We start from the raw sequence: 23,345 nt of genomic DNA, 5'->3' as shown, positions 1-23,345 counted from the left end.
CGCTTGGCACGATGTTTGCGCCTAAGCCACTGTACCCACTCAAGGAACCGCCATGCCGCCCACATCCACCTCTTCCGCCGGAGCACGTTTCCGGGCTGCGCTGGCTGCCGAATCGCCGCTGCAGGTGATTGGCGCGATCAACGCCAACCATGCGTTGCTGGCCCAACGCGCCGGCTATCAGGCGATCTACCTGTCTGGTGGTGGCGTGGCGGCCGGGTCGCTGGGCCTGCCGGACCTGGGCATCAACACGCTGGAAGATGTGCTGATCGACGTGCGCCGCATCACCGACGTGTGTGCGCTGCCGCTGCTGGTGGACGTGGACACCGGCTTCGGCCCGAGCGCGTTCAACATCGAACGCACTATCAAATCGCTGATCAAGGCCGGCGCGGCCGGTTGCCATATCGAAGACCAGGTGGGCGCCAAGCGCTGCGGCCACCGGCCGGGCAAGGAGATCGTGAGCCAGGGTGAGATGGTGGACCGGGTCAAGGCGGCGGCCGATGCCAAGACCGATGCGGCGTTCTTCCTGATTGCGCGCACCGACGCGATCCAGATGGAAGGCGTGGACGCGGCGATCGAGCGCGCCATCGCCTGCGTGGAAGCAGGTGCCGACGGCATCTTCGCCGAGGCGGCATACGACCTGGAGACCTATCAGCGCTTTGTCGACGCGGTGCAGGTGCCGGTATTGGCCAACATCACCGAATTCGGCAAGACCCCGCTGTTTACGCGCGACCAGCTGGCGCAAGCCGGTGTGGCGATCCAGTTGTTTCCGTTGTCGGCGTTCCGCGCCGCCAACAAGGCGGCCGAAGCGGTTTACACGGCGATCCGGCGCGATGGTCATCAGCAAGCGGTGCTTGACAGCATGCAGACGCGCGAAGAGCTGTACGAACGCATCGGGTACCACAGTTACGAGCAGCGCCTGGATGCGTTGTTTGCACGCAAAGGCGCATGATCGCGCTCTGCCGATCGCCTTCGTTGCCACCTCGTCAGTCACAACGCGACACGCCATAGTTTGGGAGCTCATTGCATGAACGACACCGTCAACCCTGGTTTCAAGCCGAAAAAATCCGTTGCCTTGTCCGGCACTGCCGCCGGCAACACGGCCCTGTGCACGGTGGGGCGCAGTGGCAACGATCTGCATTACCGCGGCTACGACATTCTCGATCTGGCCACCAGCAGCGAGTTCGAAGAAATTGCGTACCTGCTGGTGCATGGCAAGCTGCCCAATAGCGGCGAATTGCGCGGTTACAAGGCCAAGCTGCGCTCGCTGCGCGGTGTGCCGGCGGCGGTGAAAACCGCGCTGGAACAATTGCCGCCATCGGCGCATCCGATGGATGTGATGCGCACCGGCGTCTCGGTGCTGGGCTGCCTGCAGCCGGAAAAGGACGACCACAACCATCCTGGCGCGCGTGACATCGCCGACAAGCTGATGGCCTCGCTGGGCTCGATGCTGCTGTATTGGTACCACTACAGCCACAACGGCAAGCGCATCGAAGTGGAGACCGACGACGATTCGATTGGTGGTCACTTCCTGCATCTGCTGCATGGCTTTGCGCCGAAAGACTCGTGGGTGCGCGCGATGCACACCAGCCTGATCCTGTATGCCGAGCACGAGTTCAATGCGTCCACGTTTGCGAGCCGCGTGATCGCCGGGACCGGCAGCGATATGTACAGCGCCATTGCCGGTGGTATCGGCGCGTTGCGCGGGCCCAAACATGGGGGCGCCAACGAAGTGGCCTTCGAAGTGCAGAAGCGCTACGACACCCCGGACGAAGCAGAAGCCGATATCAAAGCGCGTGTGGAGCGCAAGGAAGTGGTGATCGGCTTCGGGCATCCGGTGTACACGGTGTCCGACCCGCGCAACAAGGTGATCAAGGACGTGGCGCGCGAACTCTCTGACGAACAGGGCAGCCGCAAGATGTACGACATCGCCGAGCGCCTGGAAAGCGTGATGTGGGACATCAAGAAGATGTTCCCGAACCTGGACTGGTTCAGTGCGGTGAGCTACCACATGATGGGCGTGCCGACGGCGATGTTCACCCCGCTGTTCGTGCTGGCACGCACGGCCGGCTGGAGCGCGCACATCATCGAGCAGCGTGTCGACGGCAAGATCATTCGCCCTTCGGCCAATTACACCGGGCCGGAAGATCAGGTGTTTGTGCCGCTGGATCAGCGCAGCTGAGGATGCCGTGTAGGCGTTGACTTGCCCGCCTTGGTCGCCTTCTTCAATGAAGGCGATTGCGCCTTGCGAGTGCGATCAGCCGCGGCAAAGTCTGCAGGCCTATGAAACGCTGACTTCGATTCCCGATTCCCGATTCCCGATTCCCGATTCCCGATTCCCGATTCCCGCTCCAAAGCCCCCGCCCGCCTCGTGATGTCGCCAGCCATGAACAGCCAGTACCGCAAGCCCTTGCCGGGCACCTCGTTGGATTACTTCGATGCGCGCGCCGCGGTCGATGCGCTGCAGCCCGGCGCGTACGCGACCTTGCCGTACACCGCACGCGTGCATGCGGAAAACCTGGTGCGGCGGGCCGAGCCACAGATGCTGGAGGCGTATCTGCGCCAGTTGATCGAGCGCAAGCGCGAGCTGGATTTTCCGTGGTTTCCGGCGCGCGTGGTCTGCCACGACATCCTTGGGCAGACGGCGTTGGTGGATCTTGCCGGCTTGCGTGATGCGATTGCCGAGCAGGGCGGCGACCCGGCGCAGGTGAATCCGGTGGTGCCGGTGCAGCTGATCGTCGATCACTCGCTGGCGGTGGAATACGCCGGCTTCGACAAGCAGGCCTTTGCCAAGAACCGCAGCGTGGAAGACCGCCGCAACGCCGATCGCTTCCATTTCATCGAGTGGACCAAGCGTGCGTTCGAGAATATGGAAGTGATTCCGCCGGGCAACGGGATCATGCATCAGATCAATCTGGAGAAGATGTCGCCGGTGATCTATACGCTGGACGGTGTGGCGTTTCCGGACACCTGCGTGGGCACCGACAGCCACACCCCGCATGTGGATGCGCTGGGCGTCATCGCGGTGGGCGTGGGTGGCCTGGAAGCGGAGAACGTGATGCTGGGGCGCGCCTCGTGGATGCGCTTGCCGGACATCATCGGGGTGGAATTGACTGGCCGGCCGGCGCCCGGCATCACCGCCACCGACATCGTGCTGGCATTGACCGAATTCCTGCGCCAGCAACGCGTGGTGGGCGCCTATCTTGAATTCTATGGTGCAGGTGCCAGTGCGCTGACCATCGGCGACCGCGCGACCATTTCCAACATGACGCCGGAATTTGGCGCGACTGCGGCGATGTTCTACATCGACCAGCAGACCATCGATTACCTGCGGCTCACCGGTCGCGACGACGCGCAGGTGGCATTGGTGGAGACCTATGCACGCCATACCGGGCTGTGGGCCGACGATCTGGCCACCGCGCAGTACGAGCGTGTGCTGCAGTTCGATCTGTCCAGCGTGGTGCGCAACATGGCCGGGCCCTCCAACCCGCACAAGCGCGTGGCGACCAGCGAGCTGGCTGCGCGCGGCATTGCCGGTACGTGGGAAGACGTGCCAGGCCAGATGCCCGATGGCGCGGTCATCATCGCGGCGATCACCTCGTGCACCAATACCTCCAACCCGCGCAATGTCATCGCCGCCGGCTTGCTGGCGCGCAATGCCAACGCGCGTGGACTGACCCGCAAACCATGGGTGAAAAGTTCGCTGGCGCCGGGCTCCAAGGCAGTGCAGCTGTACCTGGAAGAAGCCGGTTTATTGAGCGAACTGGAACAGCTGGGCTTCGGCATCGTGGCGTTCGCCTGCACCACCTGCAATGGCATGAGCGGTGCGCTGGACCCGACCATCCAGCAGGAGATCATCGACCGCGATCTGTATGCCACGGCCGTGTTGTCGGGCAACCGCAATTTCGATGGGCGCATCCATCCGTATGCCAAGCAGGCATTTCTTGCCTCGCCGCCGTTGGTGGTCGCTTATGCAATCGCCGGAACCGTGCGCTTCGATATCGAGAAGGACGTGCTGGGCATCGATGCCGATGGCGTGGCGGTCACGCTCAAGGATCTGTGGCCGAGCGATGCGGAGATCGACGCAGTGGTGGCGCGCAGCGTCAAGCCGGAGCACTTCCGCAGCGTGTACGACCCGATGTTCAAGCGCAGCGTGGGGCAGGGCATCAGCGTGAACCCGCTGTACGACTGGCGGCCGACCAGCACGTACATTCGCCGCCCACCGTATTGGGAAGGTGCATTGGCCGGCACCCGTACGTTGCGCGGCATGCGCCCGTTGGCGGTGCTGGGCGACAACATCACCACCGACCATCTGTCGCCGTCGAACGCAATCATGGCCGGCAGCGCGGCAGGCGAATATCTGGCGCAGATGGGCGTGCCGGAGGAAGACTTCAATTCCTACGCCACCCATCGCGGCGACCACCTCACCGCGCAGCGCGCTACTTTTGCCAACCCTAAATTGATCAACGAAATGGCGGTGGTCGATGGGCAGGTCAAGGCCGGCTCGCTGGCGCGCCTGGAACCGGAAGGCCAGGTGCTGCGCATGTGGGAGGCGATCGAAACCTATATGACCCGCAAGCAGCCGTTGATCATCATTGCCGGCGCCGATTACGGGCAGGGTTCCTCGCGCGACTGGGCGGCCAAGGGTGTGCGGCTGGCCGGTGTGGAAGCGATCGTGGCCGAAGGCTTCGAACGGATCCACCGCACCAACCTGATCGGCATGGGCGTGTTGCCGCTGGAGTTCAAGCCGGGCACCGATCGCAAGACCCTGGGTATCGATGGCAGCGAAACCTTCGATGTGGTGGGTGAGCGCACGCCCGGCGCCACGCTGACGCTGTCGATCCACCGGGGCGATGGCGAGCAGCTGCAGGTGCCGGTCACGTGCCGGCTGGATACTGCAGAAGAAGTATCGATTTACGAGGCCGGTGGTGTGCTGCAGCGGTTTGCGCAGGATTTTCTCGAGAGCCGGGAATCGGGAATCGAGATTCGTTGAAAGCGAGATCTGCACCGCAAGCGCACTAACGGCACTGGCTGCCGCCATCGCACCGCCGCCCTAATCCTCAATCCCGGCCTCCCATGACCTATCTTCCCCAACTCCGTATCCCCGCCACCTACATGCGTGGCGGCACCAGCAAGGGTGTGTTTTTCCGTCTGCAGGATTTGCCGACGGCCGCGCAGCAGCCGGGCGCTGCACGCGATGCGCTGTTGCTGCGGGTGATCGGCAGCCCGGATCCGTATGCCAAGCAGATCGATGGCATGGGCGGGGCGACGTCCAGCACCAGCAAGAGCGTGATCGTCTCGGCCAGTACGCGTGATGGGCACGATGTGGACTATCTGTTTGGCCAGGTGTCCATCGATAGCGCATTCGTGGATTGGAGCGGCAACTGCGGCAATCTGTCGGCGGCGGTAGGTCCGTTCGCGATTGCCAGCGGCTTGATCAATCCCGCACGCGTGCCGCGCGATGGCGTGGCCACGGTGCGGATCTGGCAGGCCAATATCGGCAAGACGATTGTGGCGCATGTGCCCATGACCGACGGGCAGGTGCAGGAAACCGGCGACTTCGAACTGGACGGCGTGACCTTTCCGGCGGCCGAAGTGCAGCTTGAGTTTCTCGACCCGGCCGATGATGCCGAAGGCGAGGGCGGGGCGATGTTTCCCACCGGCAATCTCATCGATCGATTGGAGATTCCCGGGCTGGGCACGCTGGATGCCACGCTGATCAATGCGGGCATTCCGACCATCTTCGTCAACGCGCGCGATCTGGGCTACACCGGCACCGAGTTGCAGGAGGCCATCAATGGCGACCCGCGCGCGTTGATCATGTTCGAAACGCTGCGCGCGCACGGCGCGGTGCGGATGGGCTTGATTGCGAAGATAGAAGACGCCGCTACACGTCAGCACACGCCCAAGGTCGCCTTGGTGGCGTCGCCGGCCGACTACACCGCATCCAGCGGCAAGCCGGTGCACGCGGCCGAGATCGACTTGCTGGTGCGTGCGATGTCGATGGGCAAGTTGCACCACGCGATGATGGGCACGGCAGCGGTGGCGATCGGCACTGCTGCGGCGGTGCCGGGCACCTTGGTCAACCTGGCTGCCGGCGGCGCGGCGCGCTCGGCGGTGCGCTTCGGGCATCCGTCCGGCACGTTGCGGGTGGGTGCGCAGGCGCAGCTGGTCGACGGGCAGTGGCAGGTGACCAAGGCGCTGATGAGTCGCAGTGCGCGAGTCGTGATGGAAGGCTGGGTGCGGGTGCCAGGTGCCGTTGTCGAGGTTGAGTGAGCGGCACTGGTTGGGCGCTCGATGTTTGGGTGAACGACGATAGTTTGCGATCAGGATTGCCGCCACGCTCCCGCCCAGGCGCCACATGTTGCAAGCATCGCTGACTGAGACTCTGTATGTCCCAGCGCACAAATTGCGCCGGCGTGTTGCATTAATTCGAACGCTTTCCTAAATTCTGGACACTTTTTCGTACGGGTTCTGCCATATTTGTGTAAATCGTGTTAATTCTGTTGCGCCGCGGCACGCAGGCCGGGCCGCCCCGCCACCAGAATCCGGAGTTCTCCCCATGTCCGCCAGCCGGTCGCTCAAGATCAGCGCGCTCGCCGTTGCCGTCGCTTCCCTTCTTCCGCTTTACGCCGCCGCCCAGCAGGCGCCCAGTGACGACGGTGTGGTGCGTCTGGATGCGGTCAAGGTCACGGTCGAGCGCCGCTCGGAAGACTCCAAGGACGTGCCGGTGTCCGCCTCGGTGTTGCGTCCGGAATTTCTGGATGCCATCTCCACCAGCGGCTCGGATATCCGCGTGCTGGCCGGCAAGGCGCCCAGCCTCAATATCGAATCATCCAACGGCCGTGTGTTCCCGCGCGTGTATATCCGCGGCTACGGCAACACCGACTTCAATACCTACGCCTCGCAGCCGGTGTCGTTGATCTATGACGACGTGGTCCAGGAAAACGCATTCCTGAAGGGCTTCCCGATCTTCGATCTGGAAGGCCTGGAAGTGCTGCGCGGCCCGCAGGGCACGTTGTTCGGCCGCAATACGCCGGCCGGCGTGGTCAAATTCAATTCGGTCAAACCGACGATCGGCGCCAATGACGGCTACGCCAGCCTGTCCTACGGCACCTACGGCACCATGACCCTGGAAAGTGGCCTGAGCATCGCGATGGGCGAGCACTGGGCAGCGCGTCTGTCCACCTTGGGCCAGCGCCGCGACGATTGGGTGGAAAACCGCGATGGCCGCGATCTGGAAGGCTATACCGATTCGGCCGTGCGCCTGCAGCTGCTGTACCAGGCCAGCGACGATTTCAGTGCGTTGTTCAACGCGCATGCGCGCCATCTGGACGGCACTGCGCGGCTGTTCCGCGCCAACATCATCCAGCCCGGCACCAATCAGCTGGTGGACGGTTTCGACGAAGAAAAATCCTTCATCGACGGCGCCAACAACCAGGAACTGCAGACCTACGGCGGCAGCGCCAACCTGACCTGGGACCTGGGCGACATCGCGCTGCACTCGATCACCGCGTATGAGGGCATCGGCAAGTACTACAGCCGTGGCGACATCGACGGCGGCTTCGGCGCGGTGTTCGCGCCGCCGTCCGGCCCGGGCGTGATTCCGTTCCCGGTGGAAACCGCCGGCGGCATCAAGAGCCTGGACCAGTACAGCCAGGAGCTGCGTGCCGAATCGCAGTACGAAGGCCCGCTCAACTGGCAGGCCGGCCTGTACTACTTCCACGACGATGTGGAAGGCGAAAATTACACCTACAACACCTTCAGCGGCGGCGACCTGGCCAGCTACCAGCTGACCCGCCAGCGCAACACCTCGTGGGCGGCATTCGGCTCGTTGAACTACGCGGCCACCGACCGCCTGAACCTGCGCGCCGGCATCCGCTACACCTACGACAAGAAGACCTTCGACGTGCTGGCGCTGGACCGCGTCACCCTGGTCGAGCCATCCAGCGGCGAGACCGACAACTCCAAGGTCACAGGCGATTTGGCCGCAACGTTCTCCATCAACGACGACGTCAACGTGTACGCACGTGCGGCACGCGGCTTCCGTGGCGCCAGCTTCGGCGTGCCCTCGGACACCGCGCCGCTGACCGTGGCCGAGCCGGAGACGGTGGATTCGTTCGAGGTCGGCATCAAGTCGGACCTGTTCGACAACCGCGCGCGTCTGAGCTTCGACATCTACGATTTCCGCGTCAAGAACCAGCAGCTCACCGCAGTGGGCGGCGTTTCCAACGACGTGCGTCTGCTCAATGCCGACAAGACCAAGGGGCGCGGCGCCGAGTTCGACTTCGAAGCGCTGCTCACCCAGAATCTGCGCGTCACCGCCGGCGGTGCCTACAACTGGACCCGCATCGACGACCCGGCCCTGTCGGTGGGCGTGTGCCGTACCTGCACCGTGACCGACCCGCTCAATGCGGCCGGCAACGCGTTGATCGACGGCAACGACCTGCCGCAGGCGTCCAAGTGGATGGCCAACGCCACGCTGCGTTACGGCATCCCGATGGGCAACGACGGCGAGCTGTTCTTCTACACCGACTGGTCGTACCGCAGCGAAGTGAATTTCTTCCTGTACGACTCCAAGGAATTCACCGGCCAGCCGCTGGTCGAGGGCGGCGCCAAGATCGGTTACAACTGGGGCGCGGGTGCGTACGAGTTGTCGGTGTTCTGCCGCAACTGCACCAACCAGATCCGCGTGACCGGCGCGATCGACTTCAACAACCTCACCGGCTTCATCAACGACCCGCGCATCGTAGGCGCGCAGTTCCGCGCCAACTTCTGATCGGCGTTGTGGTGTAGCACCATCGAACCGCCGGCGATCATGCCGGCGGTTTTTTTTTATGGCGGCAGGAGGAGATGCATGCGGCGGATCATTCGAAATGCGTGGTTGACTGCGGGGCTGTGCTGCGCGGCTGCCGTGGCCCAGGCGCAGGCGGCTGCGGTGACGACAGCGCAGGCCGCGCAACCGCCCACGGCCACCGGGCTGCTGGTGGTCTCCACCGACATTGGCGACGACATCGACGATGCGTTTGCGCTGGGGCTGCTGTTGCGCAGCCCGCAGTTGCAGGTGCTGGGCATCGCATCGGCATGGGGCGACACCTCGTTGCGTGCGCAACTGTTGCAGCGCTTGTTGCAGCAGGCCGGGCGCAGCGAGATTCCATTGGCGGTGGGTGCACGCACGACCAGCAGCATTGCCTTCAGCCAGGCACGCTGGGCCGCCAAGGGACAGTTGCCCGGCAAGCTGCCGGATGCGGCGGCAATGATCCTGCAGCAGGCGCGCCGGCATCCGGGCGAAGTCACCTTGCTGGTATTGGGGCCGATGACCGATGCGGCGTTGGCGCAGCAGCGCGACCCGGCCGGCTTTGCCAAGCTCAAGCGCATCGTGGCGATGGGCGGCTCGGTGCGGGTGGGTTACGGCAAGTCTGCCTATCGGCCGGCCAGCGTACCGGCGCCGGAGTACAACATCCTCTCCGATGTCTCGGCCGCGCAACGTGTGTTCGCGGCTGGTGTACCGATCGTGCTGCTGCCATTGGACGCCACCCAGATCACGCTGGAAGAACCCGAGCGCATCGCCTTGTTCGCCCATGGCGACGGCCTGACTGACGCACTGACCCAGCTCTATTACCAGTGGCGCACTACCGACCAGCCCTGGGCCAGCGCCACCCCGACCGTGTTCGACGTGGTGCCGGTCGCCTGGTTGCTGGATCCGCGCTTGTGCCCGACCACGCCGCTGCATCTGGATGTGGATGCGCAGGGGTACACGCGCGAAGGCGCGGGCACGCCGAACGTGCAGGCCTGTTTGCGCGCGGACAAACCGGCGCTGATCGACCTATACATGCGTACGGTGCTGCAGTTGCGCTAGGAGTGACTGTCAAAATGTGGTGAGCGCCGGCTTGGTGGCGAGCGCAGTGGTTTCATTGGCCGTACTTTTGGGATGCAGTCAAAAGCCTGGTTGGTCGTGCGCACGGTGTCCTCACCGCTCGCGGGACACGCCGCAAGTACATCCTTGTAGGCTCGGTGGCGGCATCCATGCCGCCACACGGTCCCGCAATCGGCGAGGACACCGCACCAGAAAATGCGTCGGTTGCTTTGTTGAACGCCTGCTTGTTGCTCTGCTTGTGATGGAACGTTTGTTGGACGCACCATCATCCGAACAATGCACGCCATGCCCTGTTTGCGCCCTGCACACCGACCATCTTGACTGGTCCTTGCACGCCCACCATCGCGGGACCTTACGCGGCATGGATGCCGCGTAAGAGCCTACAGGGACGTACTTGCGGCGTGTCCCGCGATGGTGGGCGGGCAAGGGCCCTGCAGCCAAGCCGCAACTCAGCGATCTGCCATGGACCGGCGTCAAACCACTGCGCTCACCGTCGGTCGGGCACGCAGGTGCCATCGCAGCGCTGGCCCGGTGGCGCATCATCGCCGCCCATCGGCAAGTCGCTGCGTCCTCCCATGCCACCATCGGTGACGTGAACGGCATCGCTATACTTGCGTCCTCAGTCATGGGGTAGCACGAATGGACAGCCAGGGATCACGGATGATGCGGTCGGGCACGCGGCGCATGCTGCTGTGGGTGGTGTTGCTGACCGTGGCGATCGGCGCGGTGGCGTGCAAGCGCAACGAAAGCGGGCAGCTGCCTGCCGCCAGCGGCGAGGCGATCAAGGCCGACAAGCAGGCCATCACCGGGTTTGCGTTGGCGCGTGCCTATCCCGACCAGACCGGCGACGGCCTGTCGTTGGCGCTGGAATTTTCGCGTCCGCTGGTGGGTACGCAGGATTTCGATGCGCTGGTGCGCTTCGAAGAAAAGGTCGGCACCGGCGACAGCAGCTGGTCGCTGTCCGAGGACGGCAAGACGCTGCGCTATCCGTACGTGGAAGCGGCCAAGGACTATACGGTTCTGGTCGACGCCAACCTGCTGGCCGCCGACGGCAGCCGCCTGGGCAAGCCGCTCAAGCAAAAGGTCTACACCGGCGAACTCAAGCCTGTGGCCGGGTTCGCTTCGCAGGGCAGTGTGCTGCCGGCACGCGAGAGCCGCGGCCTGCCGGTGGTGTCGGTGAACGTGCCGGAAGTGGATGTCGAGTTCCTGCGCGTGCGCGAGAAGTCGCTTCCGGCGTTCTTCCAGCAGTTCCAGCGCGGCGGCCGTCGTGGCAGCTGGGAGCTGGAGAGCGAATACAACGACAAACAACCGCTGTCCAAGCTGGCCGAGCCGGTGTACGTCAACCGTTTCATCCTGGGCGGCAAGCAGAACGAGCGTGTGCTGACCTACCTGCCCACGCAGGACATCAAGGAGCTGCAGGAGCCTGGCCTGTACTTTGCGGTGATCAAGCGCGCCGGCAGCTTCGAGAACGAACAGGAGACGTCGTTCTTCACCGTCAGCGACATCGGCCTGCACACGCGCGCCTACAGGGACAAGCTGTTCGTGCACACCGCCTCGTTGCAGAGCGGTGAGCCGATCAAGAACGTGGAAGTGCGCATCCTCGATGCCAAGGGCGAGCTGTTCCTCAAGGGCGCCACCGACGGTAACGGCAATGCGCTGCTCAACTACACGCTCGACGCCGGCCATGTGCTGACTGCGCGCAGCAAGACCGATATCTCGGTGTTGCCGTTCAACCAGCCGGCGCTGGATCTGAGCGAATTTGCGGTAGCCGGGCGCCAGGGCGCGTGGTTCGACGTGTTCGCCTGGGCCGGCCGCGATCTGTACCGCCCCGGCGAAACCATGCGGGTGTCGGCGATCCTGCGCGACAACGACGGCAAGCCCACCAAACCGCAGCCGGTGTTCCTGCGTCTGAAACAACCGGACGGCAAGACGTTTCGCGAGACCAAACTGCAGCCCTGCGAACAGGGCTATTTCGAATTCACCCAGCAGATTCCGGCCGATGCGCCAACCGGCCGCTGGCAGGTGGAATTCCGCACCGACCCGGCCAGCAAGGACGCCGTGCAGGGCATGACCGTGCGCGTGGAAGAGTTCCTGCCCGAGCGCATGAAGCTGGACCTGGACAGCACGCAAAAGACCTTGAGTGCAGGGCAGCCGTTCAAGCTGGTGGCCAACGCCGCATACCTGTACGGCGCGCCGGCCGATGGCAACCGTTTCACCGCCAAGTTGGCGGTCAGCGTGGAGCAGCATCCGCTCGAATCGTTGCCGGGCTGGTTCTTCGGCGACCCCACGCTGGAGTTGCCGCGCGACGCCAAGGACGTGATCGACACCGAGTTCGGCAGCGACGGCATCCTGCGCGAAGACATCGCATTGCCGGCCGAAGCCAAGCCGGTCAGCACGATTGCCGCGGTCGTCTCCGGCAGCGTGTATGAAACCGGCGGGCGCACCGTCACCCGCACCCTCAAGCGTGTGCTGTGGCCGGCCAAGGCTTTGGTCGGCGTGCGCCCGTTGTTCGACGACAAAGACGGCGCCGATGCGAATGGCACGGCGCGCTTCGAGGTCACACGCGTGGATGCCGACGGCAAGCCGCAGCCGGCCAAGGGCCTGAAGGTCACCCTGGTACGCGAGCTGCGCGATTACCACTGGAACTACACCGACAACCACTGGGATTACGACTTCACCCGCCGCTTCGAAAACAAGGACACGCGCACGCTCGATGTGGGCAGCGTCAATGCCAAGATCGATTTCCCGGTGGAGTGGGGCGAATACCGCCTGGATGTGTTCGACCCGGCGAGCGGGCTGACCACGCGTTACCCGTTCCGTGCGGGCTGGAGCTGGAACGACGAAAACCGCGGCCTGGATGCGCGCCCGGACAAGGTCAAGCTGGCGCTGGACAAGACCGGCTACCGCGCCGGCGATACGCTGAAAGTGACGCTGACCCCGCCGCATGCCGGCAAGGGCGTGTTGCTGGTGGAAAGCGACAAGCTGCTGTACGTGCAGGACATCGACGTCAAGCCGGGCAGCACGTTCGAGATTCCGGTGACCGAGGCGTGGGAGCGCCACGATGTGTATGTCACCGCCCTGGTCTTCCGTGGCGGCAGCGCACCCAGCAAGATCACGCCGGCACGTGCGGTGGGCGTGGCCTATGTGCCGATGGACCGCAAGGCACGGCGGGTGGCGGTGGGCTTGTCCGCACCCAAACAGATGCGTCCCGAGCAACCCTTGCCGGTGACGGTGAGCGTGCCCGAGCTGGCCGGCAAGGCTGCGCACGTGACCATTTCGGCGGTGGACGTAGGCATCCTCAATATCACCCGTTTCCCGGTGCCCGATGCCAACGCGCAGTTCTTTGCGCAACGTCGTTTGGGTACCGATGCCTATGACATCTACGGACGGGTGATCGAAAGCTTCGAAGGTGCCAGCGGCAAGCTCAAGTTCGGTGGCGACATGGCATTGGAAGCCTTGCCGCAGGCCAAGCGCCCGACCGCGCGCGTGCAGACCGTGGACCTGTTCTCCGGCTCGGTGACACTCGATGCCCGTGGCAATGCGCGGGTGCAACTGCCAGTGCCGGATTTCAACGGCACTTTGCGGGTGTCGGCATTGGTGTACTCGAACACGCGTTATGGCAACCGCGACATGGAAACCATCGTGCGCGCGCCGATCCTGGCCGAAGCCAGCATGCCGCGGGTGATGGCGCCAGGCGACCGCAGCACGGTGACGCTGGATGTGCAGAACTTCACCGGCAAGCCGGGCGAGTTCAACGTGCGCGTGGAGGGCATCGGCCCGCTCGCCATCGCCGAGGCGGCGCGCAGTGTCAAGCTGGGCGTGGACGCCAAGCAGACGTTGAGCTTCCCGCTGAGCGCCACCGAAGGCTATAGCGTGGCCAAGGTGCGCGTGCGCGTGGACGGCAACGGCTTCAAGGTCGACCGCAGCTATGAGCTGCCGGTGCGCGCCGGCTGGCCGCAGGTGTTGCGTGCGCAAACGCGCGTGCTCGACCCGTTGGCGCCGATCACCCTGGACAGCGGCTTTGCCGACGGCCTGATGTCTGGCTCGGTGACCGCGCGCATGGTGGTCAGCGCGTTGCCGCCGATTCCGTTCGCCAGCGCCCTGCAAGGCGCGTTGGAGTATCCGTACGGCTGCGCCGAACAGACCACCAGCAAGGGCTACGCAGCGCTGTTGCTCGACGATGCCACCGCCAAGGCGCTCGGCAGCAAGGGGCTGGACGCGGCGACCCGGCGTGCGCGCATGGAAGGTGCGTTTGGCCGCTTGGCGTCGATGCAGATTGCCAGCGGGCATTTTTCGATGTGGGGCGACGATGGCTACATCAATCCGGGCCTGACGCCCTACATCGCCGAGTTCCTGCTCGATGCCAAGGATGCGGGTTTTGCGGTGCCCGACAACGTGCTGCAGAAGGCGCTCAATCGCCTCAGCGAAGACCTGTTGTCCGGCGGTAACGAGTTCTACGGGCAGGACCGCCGCGATAACTTGAAGTTCGCCAATCAGGCCTGGTCGGGCTATGTGCTGGCACGCGTCAATCGCGCTCCGCTGGGCACCTTGCGCGCGCTGTACGACAACCAGCGCGACAAGGCGCTCACTGGCCTGTCGCTGGTGCATCTGGGCATCGCCTTGTCGCTGCAGGGCGACACCAAGCGGGGCGATGCGGCGATCAAGGCCGGGTTTGCCAAGGACAGCAGCGAGCGCCCGCCGTACTTCGCCGATTACGGCAGCGCCATCCGCGACGATGCCTTGATGATGGCGTTGCTGCACGAGCGCGGCTTGTCCAAGCCCGAGTACGACACCCGTGCGGTGGCACTGGGACGCGCGCTGGACGCACGTCGCGCCACCGGCTGGCTGTGGCTGAGCACGCAGGAGCAGGTGGCGTTGGCGCGGTTGGGCAAGGCCTTGATGGTCGGGCAGGGCAAGCAGGTCTCGGGCAGTTTGACCATCGGCGATGCGGTGCAGCAGATCGCGCCGGCACGTGTGTTCGGGCGCAGCTTCGACAGTGCAGCGTTGGCGCGCGGCGTGCAGTTTGCGCCGCAAGGCGAGGCACCGATGTACGCCAGCCTGGAAGTGGCCGGCATTCCGCGCAGCGCACCGGAGCCGGACACGCGCAACCTCAGCGTGGAGCGCAGCTGGTACACCACCGACGGCAAACCGTGGACACCGCGCCCATTGAAGGAAGGCGAAGCGTTGATCGTGCGCGTCATCATCACTGCCAACACCAGCATGCCGGACGCATTGCTTACCGACCTGTTGCCGGCCGGCCTGGAGATCGAGAATTTCAATCTCGGCGATGCCAAACAATGGGCCGACGTGGTGGTGGACGGCATCGGCATCAGCGAGCGTTCCAGCGCCGCCGACGTCAAGCACGAAGAGTTCCGCGACGACCGCTACGTGGCCGCGCTGGCGCTGTCCTCCGGCAGCAAGGCGCAGGTGTATTACCTGGTGCGCGCAGTCACGCCGGGCACGTACACGGTGCCGCCGTCGCTGGTGGAAGACATGTACCGGCCCGACCTACGCGGTGTAGGCCGCAGTACGCCGGCCACGATGACGGTGGTGCAGCCGTAGGTGATGCGTTGGGTCTTATCCCGTCGGGAGAATGAGGATGGTCGGCCGCTGAAGCTACCCTTCTCCCGTTGGGAGAAGGTGCCCCGTAGGGGCGGATGAGGGTACGTGCGCAGCCTGGCGTGTTTGGAACGACAGGAGTAGCTTCGCCCCGTACCCTCACCCCAACCCCTCTCCCGGTGGGTGAGGGGCTTATCGTTGCAGCGGCCGAGTTCCAGGTAGTTGCTGAGTGCTTGCTTCGCCCGCTGGGACATCACTGCGCATTGTCTTTTCGATGCGATGCGCGCGACACGCAAGAGTCATTTTTACGGGCTACGGTGGCGTGCTTTCTCATCGGCGCGGCGTGATTGCTGCGCGACTTACGGGATTCCATGCAGCGTCCCGATTCGTACCGTGTGCACCTGTCCGGTCTTGCCGTGGCCATCGCGGCCTGCTCGCCAGCTCCGCAGGCATACGCCAGCGAGGGTACGGCGGTTCCAGTCGACCCCGTAGTTCCTACCTTCTCCGATACGCTGCCCACCACTCCATCAGGTGTGCAGACCCTCGATGCCATGCAGGTCACCGGCGTGCGTCGTGTCAATGCCGCCGCGGTGGAAAGCAAACGCGCGGCGACCAACATCACCGATTTGATCAGCGCCACCGACGTACGCGCCTTGCCCGACAGCACCATCGTCGAGGCGCTGCGCCGCGTGCCCGGCTTGTCGGTGTTGCCGGCTACCGACAACGAGCATCCGCGCGATGAAGCGGCCACGCCGGTCTTGCGTGGTCTGGGGCCGTCGTACAACAACGTCACCATCGACGGGCTCACCATCGCCTCGCCCGGTACGCCGAACGGCACGCTCGGTTCGATCACCCGCGGCGTGCGTCTGGATTTGCTGCCGGCCTCGATGGTCAGCGAATTGCAGGTGGTCAAGACCTTTACGCCCGACCTGGATCCCAACGCCACCGGCGGTGCGATCAACCTGAAAACCCGTAGCGCGTTAGAAAACGGTGGCAAGCCGTTCTTCAGCGCAGAAGCCGCGCTCGGCCACGCCAACGACGTCGGCAAACCGCGCGACCAGGATGACCCCGGCTATCGCTTGAATGCCACCGGCAGCCGCACCTTCGGCAGCGAGCAGCAGTACGGATTCACCCTGTCGGCCAATTACCAGAGCCTGAGCAGTTACATCGAAACCCACATGACCACCGACACGGTGCATTACGGGTTCTACGACAACAACGGCGTGTTGCAGACCGGCGCCAATCTTGGCAATGGCTGGGCAGTGCCGCAGCAGGACAAGTATTGGTACGTGCAAAATCAGCGCGACCGCTACGGCGTCACCGGCAAGTTCGAGATGCGGCCCAGTGCCGCGCTCGAAGCGTATGCGATGGCCGGCTACTACTATTTCGAAGACAACATGGAGCGCAACGAGGTCATCATCGACCCACGCAGCCGCAACCAGGTGTTCAATCAGACTGCCATCTCTGGCAGTTATTCGGGCGGCGACATCGAGGTGGGTTACTCGAACCAGATCGTCACCACGCGCACCAAGGTCGCGCAGCTGGGCACGATCTGGCGGCCCACCGATCGGCAGCAGTTTTCTGCGCGCGGCGCGTGGTCCGATGCGACCTACGACGAGCCGATCCGTATGATCAGGTACGCCACCGGCATCACTCGCGCTGCGCCGGTGCCGGTGGAGCAGGCCGGCAGTGGCGTGACCATCAATGCCACGCCCAGTTATGCGTTCAACTACGACACCTCCGGTTTCGATCAACGCTTCGCGGTATCGCCGCAGGCGTACAACACCCTCGACAACTACAGCCTGTCGTATTGGCGCCCGGACTATAAGCGCACCGCGGCCGATCGCATCCTCACCGGCCGGCTCGATTACGGCTTCAATCAAGGGCAAAGCGATCAGGGCCTCGGCTTTGCCGCAGGCGTGTCGTACACCACCGACAAACCGTCCTATGACATCTTTCGTGTCTGGAGGCAGCAGGCAATCGCGACGTGTATGTGGATAACCCGACCAGTGCGGACTACGATTACCTGCTGCCGTCGGCGGTGATGACCTATCACCTGACCGATGCACTGGACCTGCGCGCCGGTGCAAGCCGCACGCTGGGTCGCCCGCCGTACGATGCCTATGCGGCGCGCACCTCGATCGGCTTCGTCAACACGGCAGACGCCGGCAAACCGAATGCGCAGGGCGTCACCGTCACCATCGGCAACCCGGACGTCAAACCGCGCGTGTCCAACAACCTGGACCTGTCGCTGGAATGGCGCCTGCCCGGCGACTTCGATGCCTTCGCGTCCGCTGCCGTGTTTGACAAGCGCATCCAGGACGAGATCTTTACGCTCTCGCGCACCGACAGCTTCACTTTCGATGGCACCACTTACGCGAATGCGTTGATCAGCACGCCGGCCAATGCTGCCAACGCGTGTATTTTCGGTGTGGAGCTCAACGGCGTCGTCAATACGCTGGCGCCCATCGCGCCGTGGTTGAGCGGTGTCGGTTTCAGCGCCAATGTCGCGGTGCTCGATGGCAGCCTGGATGTGCCTTACAGCGTTGGCAGCGGCAGCAGCCTGACCCAATGCGAGCGCAAACTCGATAATCTGGTTGGGTAGCCGGACTACACCGCCAATGCCACGCTGTTCTACAACACCGGCGGGCTAGAGCTGCGTGCAGCCTACAACCGGCAAGGCAAGGCATTGCGGTCCATCGTCAGCAACATCGATTGGCAGGATCTGTACTGGTCGCCGCGCTCGCAGCTGGATTTCACTGCCACCTATGCGGTCAGCAAGCAATTGAGCTTGATCGGCCAGGTCAGCAACATCACCCATAGCCGCATCACCAGCGTAACCGGCCCGGGGCAGAACCTGCTCAAGGACAGTTATTCGGTGCCCACCACCTACCGGGTGGATCTGCGGTTTACGCCGGCGTTGTAAGCGCGATCAGTGTGCGTTGGCAACGTTGTAGAGCTGTGCCATCCGGCTAGAGTGCTGCCATCCAGAAGCCCATCACTACAACCTACGCACTGCATCTACATCTGCAGCGGCGAGCACGCCACCCGGCAATGCATCTGTGTCGCACAGTTGCTTTGCAAGTCACCTGATTGGAGTTGTTCGAATGACCTCACGTTCCCTTGCCATCCTCGCCACCGTGCTGTGCGCTGCTGTGACCACCACGGCGAGCGCAGCGCCTGCGGGCGTCGCCGCGATCCAGGCACGCCTGACCAACCCGCAGGGCGGTATCGTGGTAATGGCGCACCGCGGTTGCCATGCCGCCGCACCCCAGCACGGCTTCACCGGCACCGCGCCGGAAAACTCGCTCGCGGCACTGGAGCGCTGCATCGCCATCGGTGCCGATGTGATGGAAACCGATGTGCGGCGCGCAGCCGACGGCACGCTGGTGATGCTGCACGATGCCTCCGTGGACCGCACCAGCGACGGCACCGGCAAGCTGTCCGAGCTGACGCTGGGCGACCTGCAAAAACTGCGCCTGCGCAGCGATGAAGGTGGCGCACAGGCACCGCTCACCGACCAGCGCGTGGTCACGCTCGACCAGATGCTCGCCGAGGCCAAAGGGCACATCCTGCTCAACCTGGACGTCAAGGATGCGATCTACGTGCAAGTGATCAATGCGGTCGCGCACGCCGGGATGCAGTACCAGGTAATCGTCAAGGCCGAAGCCGGCATCGCCACACCACCACTGGCGGCGATGGTGCCGTTCAACACCGTGTACTTCTTCCCGATCCTGCTCAATACACACGGCAATGCCGACCTTGCCGCCATTGCTACCGCGCAGACGCGCAATGCACATCCGATGGCGTTCGAGTTGCCCAAGATGGTCGCGGCGCAATTGCCGGCGTTGATGGCGGTGAGCAAGGCACACAAGGTGCGGCTGATGGTCAATTCGTTGTGGGAAGGCTTCATTGCCGGCTACGGTGGCGACGCCGATGCCGAGCGCGACCCGGACAAGGTGTGGGGCCGGATGTATTGCGATGGCGTGTCGATCATCCAGACCGATGCGCCAGAGGCCTTGCTGCGCTATCGCGCCACGCTCGAACAGCGTTAGATCGACAACGGGGCTTTCCGCCAGCAGCGAGACAAAACAGAAACGTGCTGCCCTGGCCAGGGTCAGCACCTGCAGAGGATCGCTGGCGCGGTGGCAATAGGCAGGCTGCGGTGATGGCGAGCGGACCGCTTCGGCCGCCGAGCAGCTGACATGAGTGAAAAAAAAGAGCGCCGCAGCGTCAAGGATCGACTGACAAAACCTCGCGGTGCGTCAGGGTCGTCAGGTGCGTGGGGTGCAGTAGATGTGCCGAAGCAAGCGAGCGGTAAAGCGCCGTCCCCGCATCGCGGCTCCGGCGCATTGGCGACTGGCATCGTCGTGCGTCCCGTGCGCCAGCTCATTGCCGGCACCGGCTTGCACTGGCTACAGTCAGGGGCCGACAGTTGCGCTCAAGGATGTCTGCATGTCGCTCATGTTCCGTGCCTGGCCGATAGTCAGGCATCTGGTGTGGTTGGTCGTGTTGGTTGTCTCTCTGCAGATCCGCGACATCGCCAAGGCCATCGGTCTGCCCATTCCCAAGATCCCGGTGCCCTACGGCGGCGGAATTGCCGACAATTTGCTCAGCGTGGTGGCTGTGCTGATCGCGGCCGCACTGCTTCATCGCAGTACGCCTGCCGACATCGCTGCGCGGCTGGGGCTGCGCTGGAGCGGGTGGCGCGGCCCGGTACTGACGCTGCTCGCCACCGTGCCGTGCTGGCTCGGCTTGTGGACGCAGGCCGCCTCGATGGGGACGGACGATTTGCGCGGCCTGTTGTGGTTGGCGCTGCTGTTCCCGCTGGCCGAGGAAATCGTGTTCCGCGGATTCGGATTCGTGTTTGCGACGCGTGCGCTCGGTTGGCGTCCGGCGATCGCCGCGCCGGTGCAGGCGGCCGTCTTCGGTGGCGTGCACTGGCTTGGCGCGGGTGGCGGCGGTGGCGAGGCACTGCTGATCTTCGCCATCACCGCGATCGGCGCGCTGCTGTTTGCGATTGTGGATGCGCAGGATGGCTACACGCTCTGGAGCGGCTGGGTGTTGCATGCCTCGCTCAATGCAGCCTGGACCGTGTTTGCAGTGTCAGACTCGGCGGCCAGCGGTTGGCTGGGCATGGCATTGCGCCTTTCTGGCCATGGGCGTGCTACGCGCGTTCGTGACGCCGCGCGGGATGGCGTCTGTGCCAGTGGCCGCTGGTGCGCGCCGCGTCCAGTAACCCGTCGGCGGCTCGCCTGGCAACCCGTCCTTGCATCGCGCCTTCTGTGACGTAGCAGTGGCCGAAAACCGGTTTGGCCTGCATCCTTTGCAGGATGGAAGAGCAATCTCAGGCGCAGGCAGGGACAGAGCGGACGCCGCAGCGCCCGGCAGCAACGAAGGAGCCAGGCCGAACAGGGCGCCGGCCCTGGTTGAAATGGCTGCGCTGGAGCGCAGCCGCATTGCTGAGCGCCTTGCTGCTGCTGGACCTGGCCTTCCCATTGCCGCTGCCAAAGTCGCGCGACACCTCCACCTTGGTGGTTGCGCGCGACGGCACGCCGTTACGTGCGTTCGCCGACCGCAATGGCGTGTGGCGCTATCCGGCCACGCCGCAGAGCGTGTCGCCGTTGTATCTGCAGGCCCTGTTGAATTACGAAGACCGCTGGTTCTGGCGCCACCCCGGCGTCAATCCGTGGGGGCTGCTGCGTGCCGGCGGGCAATGGATCGGGCAGGGCCGTATCGTGTCCGGCGGCTCCACGCTGACCATGCAGGTGGCGCGCATTCTGGATCCGCACACGCGCACGCCGTGGGGCAAAGCCAAGCAATTGTTGCGTGCGCTGCAGCTGGAAGCGCATCTGAGCAAGCGCGAGATTCTCAACCTGTACCTGGAGCGCGCGCCCTACGGCGGCACCATCGAGGGCGTGGAAGCGGCCAGCTGGGCGTATCTGGGTAAACCGGCGAAAGCGTTATCGCAGGCCGAAGCCGCGTTGCTGGCGGTGCTGCCGCAATCGCCCAGCCGCTTGCGGCCGGACCGTCACCCGGAAGCGGCACAGCGTGCGCGCGACAAGGTGCTCGATCGCATGGTGGAGCTGGGCGTGTGGTCGCGTGCGCAGGTGGACGATGCGCGCATCGAGCCGGTGGTCACGCGCTCGCTCAAGCCGCCGTTGCATGCGGCCTTGCTTGCCCAGCGCCTGCACAGCGCGCAGCCGCGTGCAGCGCGCATCGTCACCACGCTGGATGTGGAGTTGCAGCGCACGCTGGAAGAGCGCGTGGCCACGTATTTTTCGCAGCTGCCGGAGCGGACGTCTGCGGCGTTGTTGGTGGTGGACAACGCCACCATGGAAGCGCGTGCCTATGTAGGCTCGGCCAGCTTCGGCGACCGCAAACGCCTGGGTCATGTGGACATGGTGCAGGCCTGGCGTTCGCCGGGCTCCACGCTCAAGCCATTTCTGTACGGCATGGCGCTGGACGATGGCCTGATCCACTCCGAAAGCCTGCTGGTGGATGCGCCGCAGAGCTTTGGCGACTACCGGCCCGGCAACTTCGATGCGGCCTTCAACGGGCCGGTCAGTGCGGCTACTGCGTTGCGCCTGTCATTGAACGTGCCGGCGGTGGATCTGCTCGATCGCATCGGCCCGGCACGCTTTGCCGCGCGGCTGTCCAATGCCGGCATCGCACTGCATTTCCCGTCCGGCAGCACCCCCTCGCTGGCGTTGATCCTGGGCGGTACCGGCGCGCAGCTGCAGGAGTTGGTGGGCGCGTTCGCCGCGCTCAATCGCGGCGGCATCGCCGGGCGTGTGCGCTATACGCCGGACGATGCGCGCATCGATCGGCGGTTGATGTCGCCGGGTGCGGCCTGGATCGTGCGCGAGATCCTGCAAAGCAATCCGCGCCCCGGCTACGGCAGCGGTACCTTCGATACCGCCGCGCGCCCGGGCGTGGCATGGAAGACCGGCACCAGTTATGGCTACCGCGATGCCTGGGCCATTGGCGGCACGCGGCGTTACACCGTTGGCGTCTGGGTGGGGCGGCCGGACGGCACGCCGTTGCCGGGCCAATATGGGGCAGTGACCGCGTTGCCGTTGATGTTCGAAGTCATCGATGCCTTGCCACGCAGTGCCGGCGACAGTGCACCGTTGCCGATGCCGCCCACGGTGCAGCCCGTGCAGATCTGCTGGCCGTTGGGCGGCGCTGCCGAGCAAACACCGCCGCCCTTGTGCGCGCGCCGTGCCGACGCCTACGCGCTCGACGGCGCAGTGCCGCCCACCTTTGCCGAACGCGATGCACGCCTGTGGCAGAGCGGGCAGCTGCACTTCGCGGTGGACGCACACAGCGGTCAACGCCTGTCGCAGGACTGCGCCCAGCCGCACGCGCGTGCGTCGCGCGCAGTGGCGCGCTGGCCGGCGCTGGTGTCGCCGTGGCTCAGCACCGCCGAACGCGCAGCTGCGCAACTGCCGCCATTGGCTGCAGATTGCGTGCCGGACGGGCGCATGACCGGCGGCGGTGTGCTGCGCATCGACGGCCTGAGCGACCGCGCCACGCTCGCGCGCGCCAACGACACTGCACGCCCGGTGCGCTTGCAACTGCGCGCACTGGGCAGCGAAGCGCGCATCGACTGGCTGCTGGATGGCCGCTGGATCGCGCAGACCAACGGACGACAAGGATTCCAGCGCGACTTCGAAGAAGTCGGGATGCATACGCTTACCGCAATGGCCAGCGATGGTGCATGGACGCAGGTGCGTTTTCGCGTTTTGCGTTGAGCACCGCAGCAGCGTGATCGATCGCTAGGGAAGCTCTGAACAAAGCAGCATGATCTGCGACAATCGATCAACGAACCGAGCGGACGATTTCGATGCAGCTGACCTTCGGCGATGCGGAGTACAACGGCAAGCGCAAGCAGACGCGGCGCGAGGTA

The 23,345-nt window shown here is 64.7% G+C and carries 10 protein-coding genes and 1 pseudogene; all 11 read left to right on the top strand.

Annotated elements, in window-relative coordinates:
- The first annotated feature begins 52 nt into the window (after nucleotides 1-52).
- The 11 genes and pseudogenes from prpB (at nucleotide 53) to pbpC (ending at nucleotide 23,190) form a co-directional block, all read left to right on the top strand.
- A complete protein-coding gene (gene prpB / locus A7D16_RS08280; protein ID WP_064631593.1) occupies nucleotides 53-949 on the top strand; it encodes a methylisocitrate lyase in 897 nt (298 codons plus the stop codon).
- Nucleotides 950-1,024: 75 nt separating this feature from the next.
- A complete protein-coding gene (gene prpC, locus A7D16_RS08275; protein ID WP_064631591.1) occupies nucleotides 1,025-2,179 on the top strand; it encodes a bifunctional 2-methylcitrate synthase/citrate synthase in 1,155 nt (384 codons plus the stop codon).
- A 204-nt stretch (nucleotides 2,180-2,383) separates the two neighbouring features.
- Nucleotides 2,384-4,990, top strand: a complete 2,607-nt coding sequence (gene acnD / locus A7D16_RS08270) for a Fe/S-dependent 2-methylisocitrate dehydratase AcnD (protein ID WP_064631661.1) — start codon at nucleotides 2,384-2,386, stop codon at nucleotides 4,988-4,990.
- 83 nt (nucleotides 4,991-5,073) lie between these two features.
- A complete protein-coding gene (gene prpF / locus A7D16_RS08265) occupies nucleotides 5,074-6,273 on the top strand; it encodes a 2-methylaconitate cis-trans isomerase PrpF (protein WP_064631589.1) in 1,200 nt (399 codons plus the stop codon).
- A gap of 286 nt (nucleotides 6,274-6,559) precedes the next feature.
- Nucleotides 6,560-8,776 carry a TonB-dependent receptor gene (locus A7D16_RS08260; RefSeq protein WP_064631587.1) on the top strand — a complete coding sequence of 739 codons (2,217 nt, stop codon included), beginning with the start codon at nucleotides 6,560-6,562 and terminating at the stop codon, nucleotides 8,774-8,776.
- Nucleotides 8,777-8,854: 78 nt separating this feature from the next.
- Nucleotides 8,855-9,856 (top strand): nucleoside hydrolase, encoded by a 1,002-nt coding sequence (locus A7D16_RS08255; protein ID WP_064631585.1) that lies wholly within the window; start codon nucleotides 8,855-8,857, stop codon nucleotides 9,854-9,856.
- Between the two features lie 678 nt (nucleotides 9,857-10,534).
- Nucleotides 10,535-15,436, top strand: a complete 4,902-nt coding sequence (locus A7D16_RS08250; RefSeq protein WP_193395454.1) for an alpha-2-macroglobulin family protein — start codon at nucleotides 10,535-10,537, stop codon at nucleotides 15,434-15,436.
- A 368-nt stretch (nucleotides 15,437-15,804) separates the two neighbouring features.
- Nucleotides 15,805-18,359 (top strand): annotated as a pseudogene (locus A7D16_RS08245) (TonB-dependent receptor).
- A gap of 181 nt (nucleotides 18,360-18,540) precedes the next feature.
- Nucleotides 18,541-19,488, top strand: a complete 948-nt coding sequence (locus A7D16_RS08240; protein WP_064631581.1) for a glycerophosphodiester phosphodiesterase family protein — start codon at nucleotides 18,541-18,543, stop codon at nucleotides 19,486-19,488.
- A 454-nt stretch (nucleotides 19,489-19,942) separates the two neighbouring features.
- A complete protein-coding gene (locus tag A7D16_RS08235) occupies nucleotides 19,943-20,722 on the top strand; it encodes a CPBP family glutamic-type intramembrane protease (protein ID WP_239686966.1) in 780 nt (259 codons plus the stop codon).
- A 44-nt stretch (nucleotides 20,723-20,766) separates the two neighbouring features.
- Nucleotides 20,767-23,190 (top strand): penicillin-binding protein 1C, encoded by a 2,424-nt coding sequence (gene pbpC, locus A7D16_RS08230; protein WP_064631579.1) that lies wholly within the window; start codon nucleotides 20,767-20,769, stop codon nucleotides 23,188-23,190.
- Nucleotides 23,191-23,345 lie beyond the last annotated feature (155 nt).

It is taken from the genome of Xanthomonas nasturtii (assembly GCF_001660815.1).
Taxonomy (GTDB): Bacteria; Pseudomonadota; Gammaproteobacteria; order Xanthomonadales; family Xanthomonadaceae; genus Xanthomonas; species Xanthomonas nasturtii.
Note: the sequence above shows the minus strand (reverse complement) of the source record. Positions and strands in the feature narration are given on the sequence as shown.

Bases quoted from the DNA above. Each gene is read 5' to 3' on its own strand.
- prpB (WP_064631593.1), top strand. From the start codon at position 53: ATGCCGCCCACATCCACCTCTTCCGCCGGAGCACGTTTCCGGGCTGCG.
- prpC (WP_064631591.1), top strand. From the start codon at position 1,025: ATGAACGACACCGTCAACCCTGGTTTCAAGCCGAAAAAATCCGTTGCC.
- acnD (WP_064631661.1), top strand. From the start codon at position 2,384: ATGAACAGCCAGTACCGCAAGCCCTTGCCGGGCACCTCGTTGGATTAC.
- prpF (WP_064631589.1), top strand. From the start codon at position 5,074: ATGACCTATCTTCCCCAACTCCGTATCCCCGCCACCTACATGCGTGGC.
- A7D16_RS08260 (WP_064631587.1), top strand. From the start codon at position 6,560: ATGTCCGCCAGCCGGTCGCTCAAGATCAGCGCGCTCGCCGTTGCCGTC.
- A7D16_RS08255 (WP_064631585.1), top strand. From the start codon at position 8,855: ATGCGGCGGATCATTCGAAATGCGTGGTTGACTGCGGGGCTGTGCTGC.
- A7D16_RS08250 (WP_193395454.1), top strand. From the start codon at position 10,535: ATGATGCGGTCGGGCACGCGGCGCATGCTGCTGTGGGTGGTGTTGCTG.
- A7D16_RS08240 (WP_064631581.1), top strand. From the start codon at position 18,541: ATGACCTCACGTTCCCTTGCCATCCTCGCCACCGTGCTGTGCGCTGCT.
- pbpC (WP_064631579.1), top strand. From the start codon at position 20,767: ATGGAAGAGCAATCTCAGGCGCAGGCAGGGACAGAGCGGACGCCGCAG.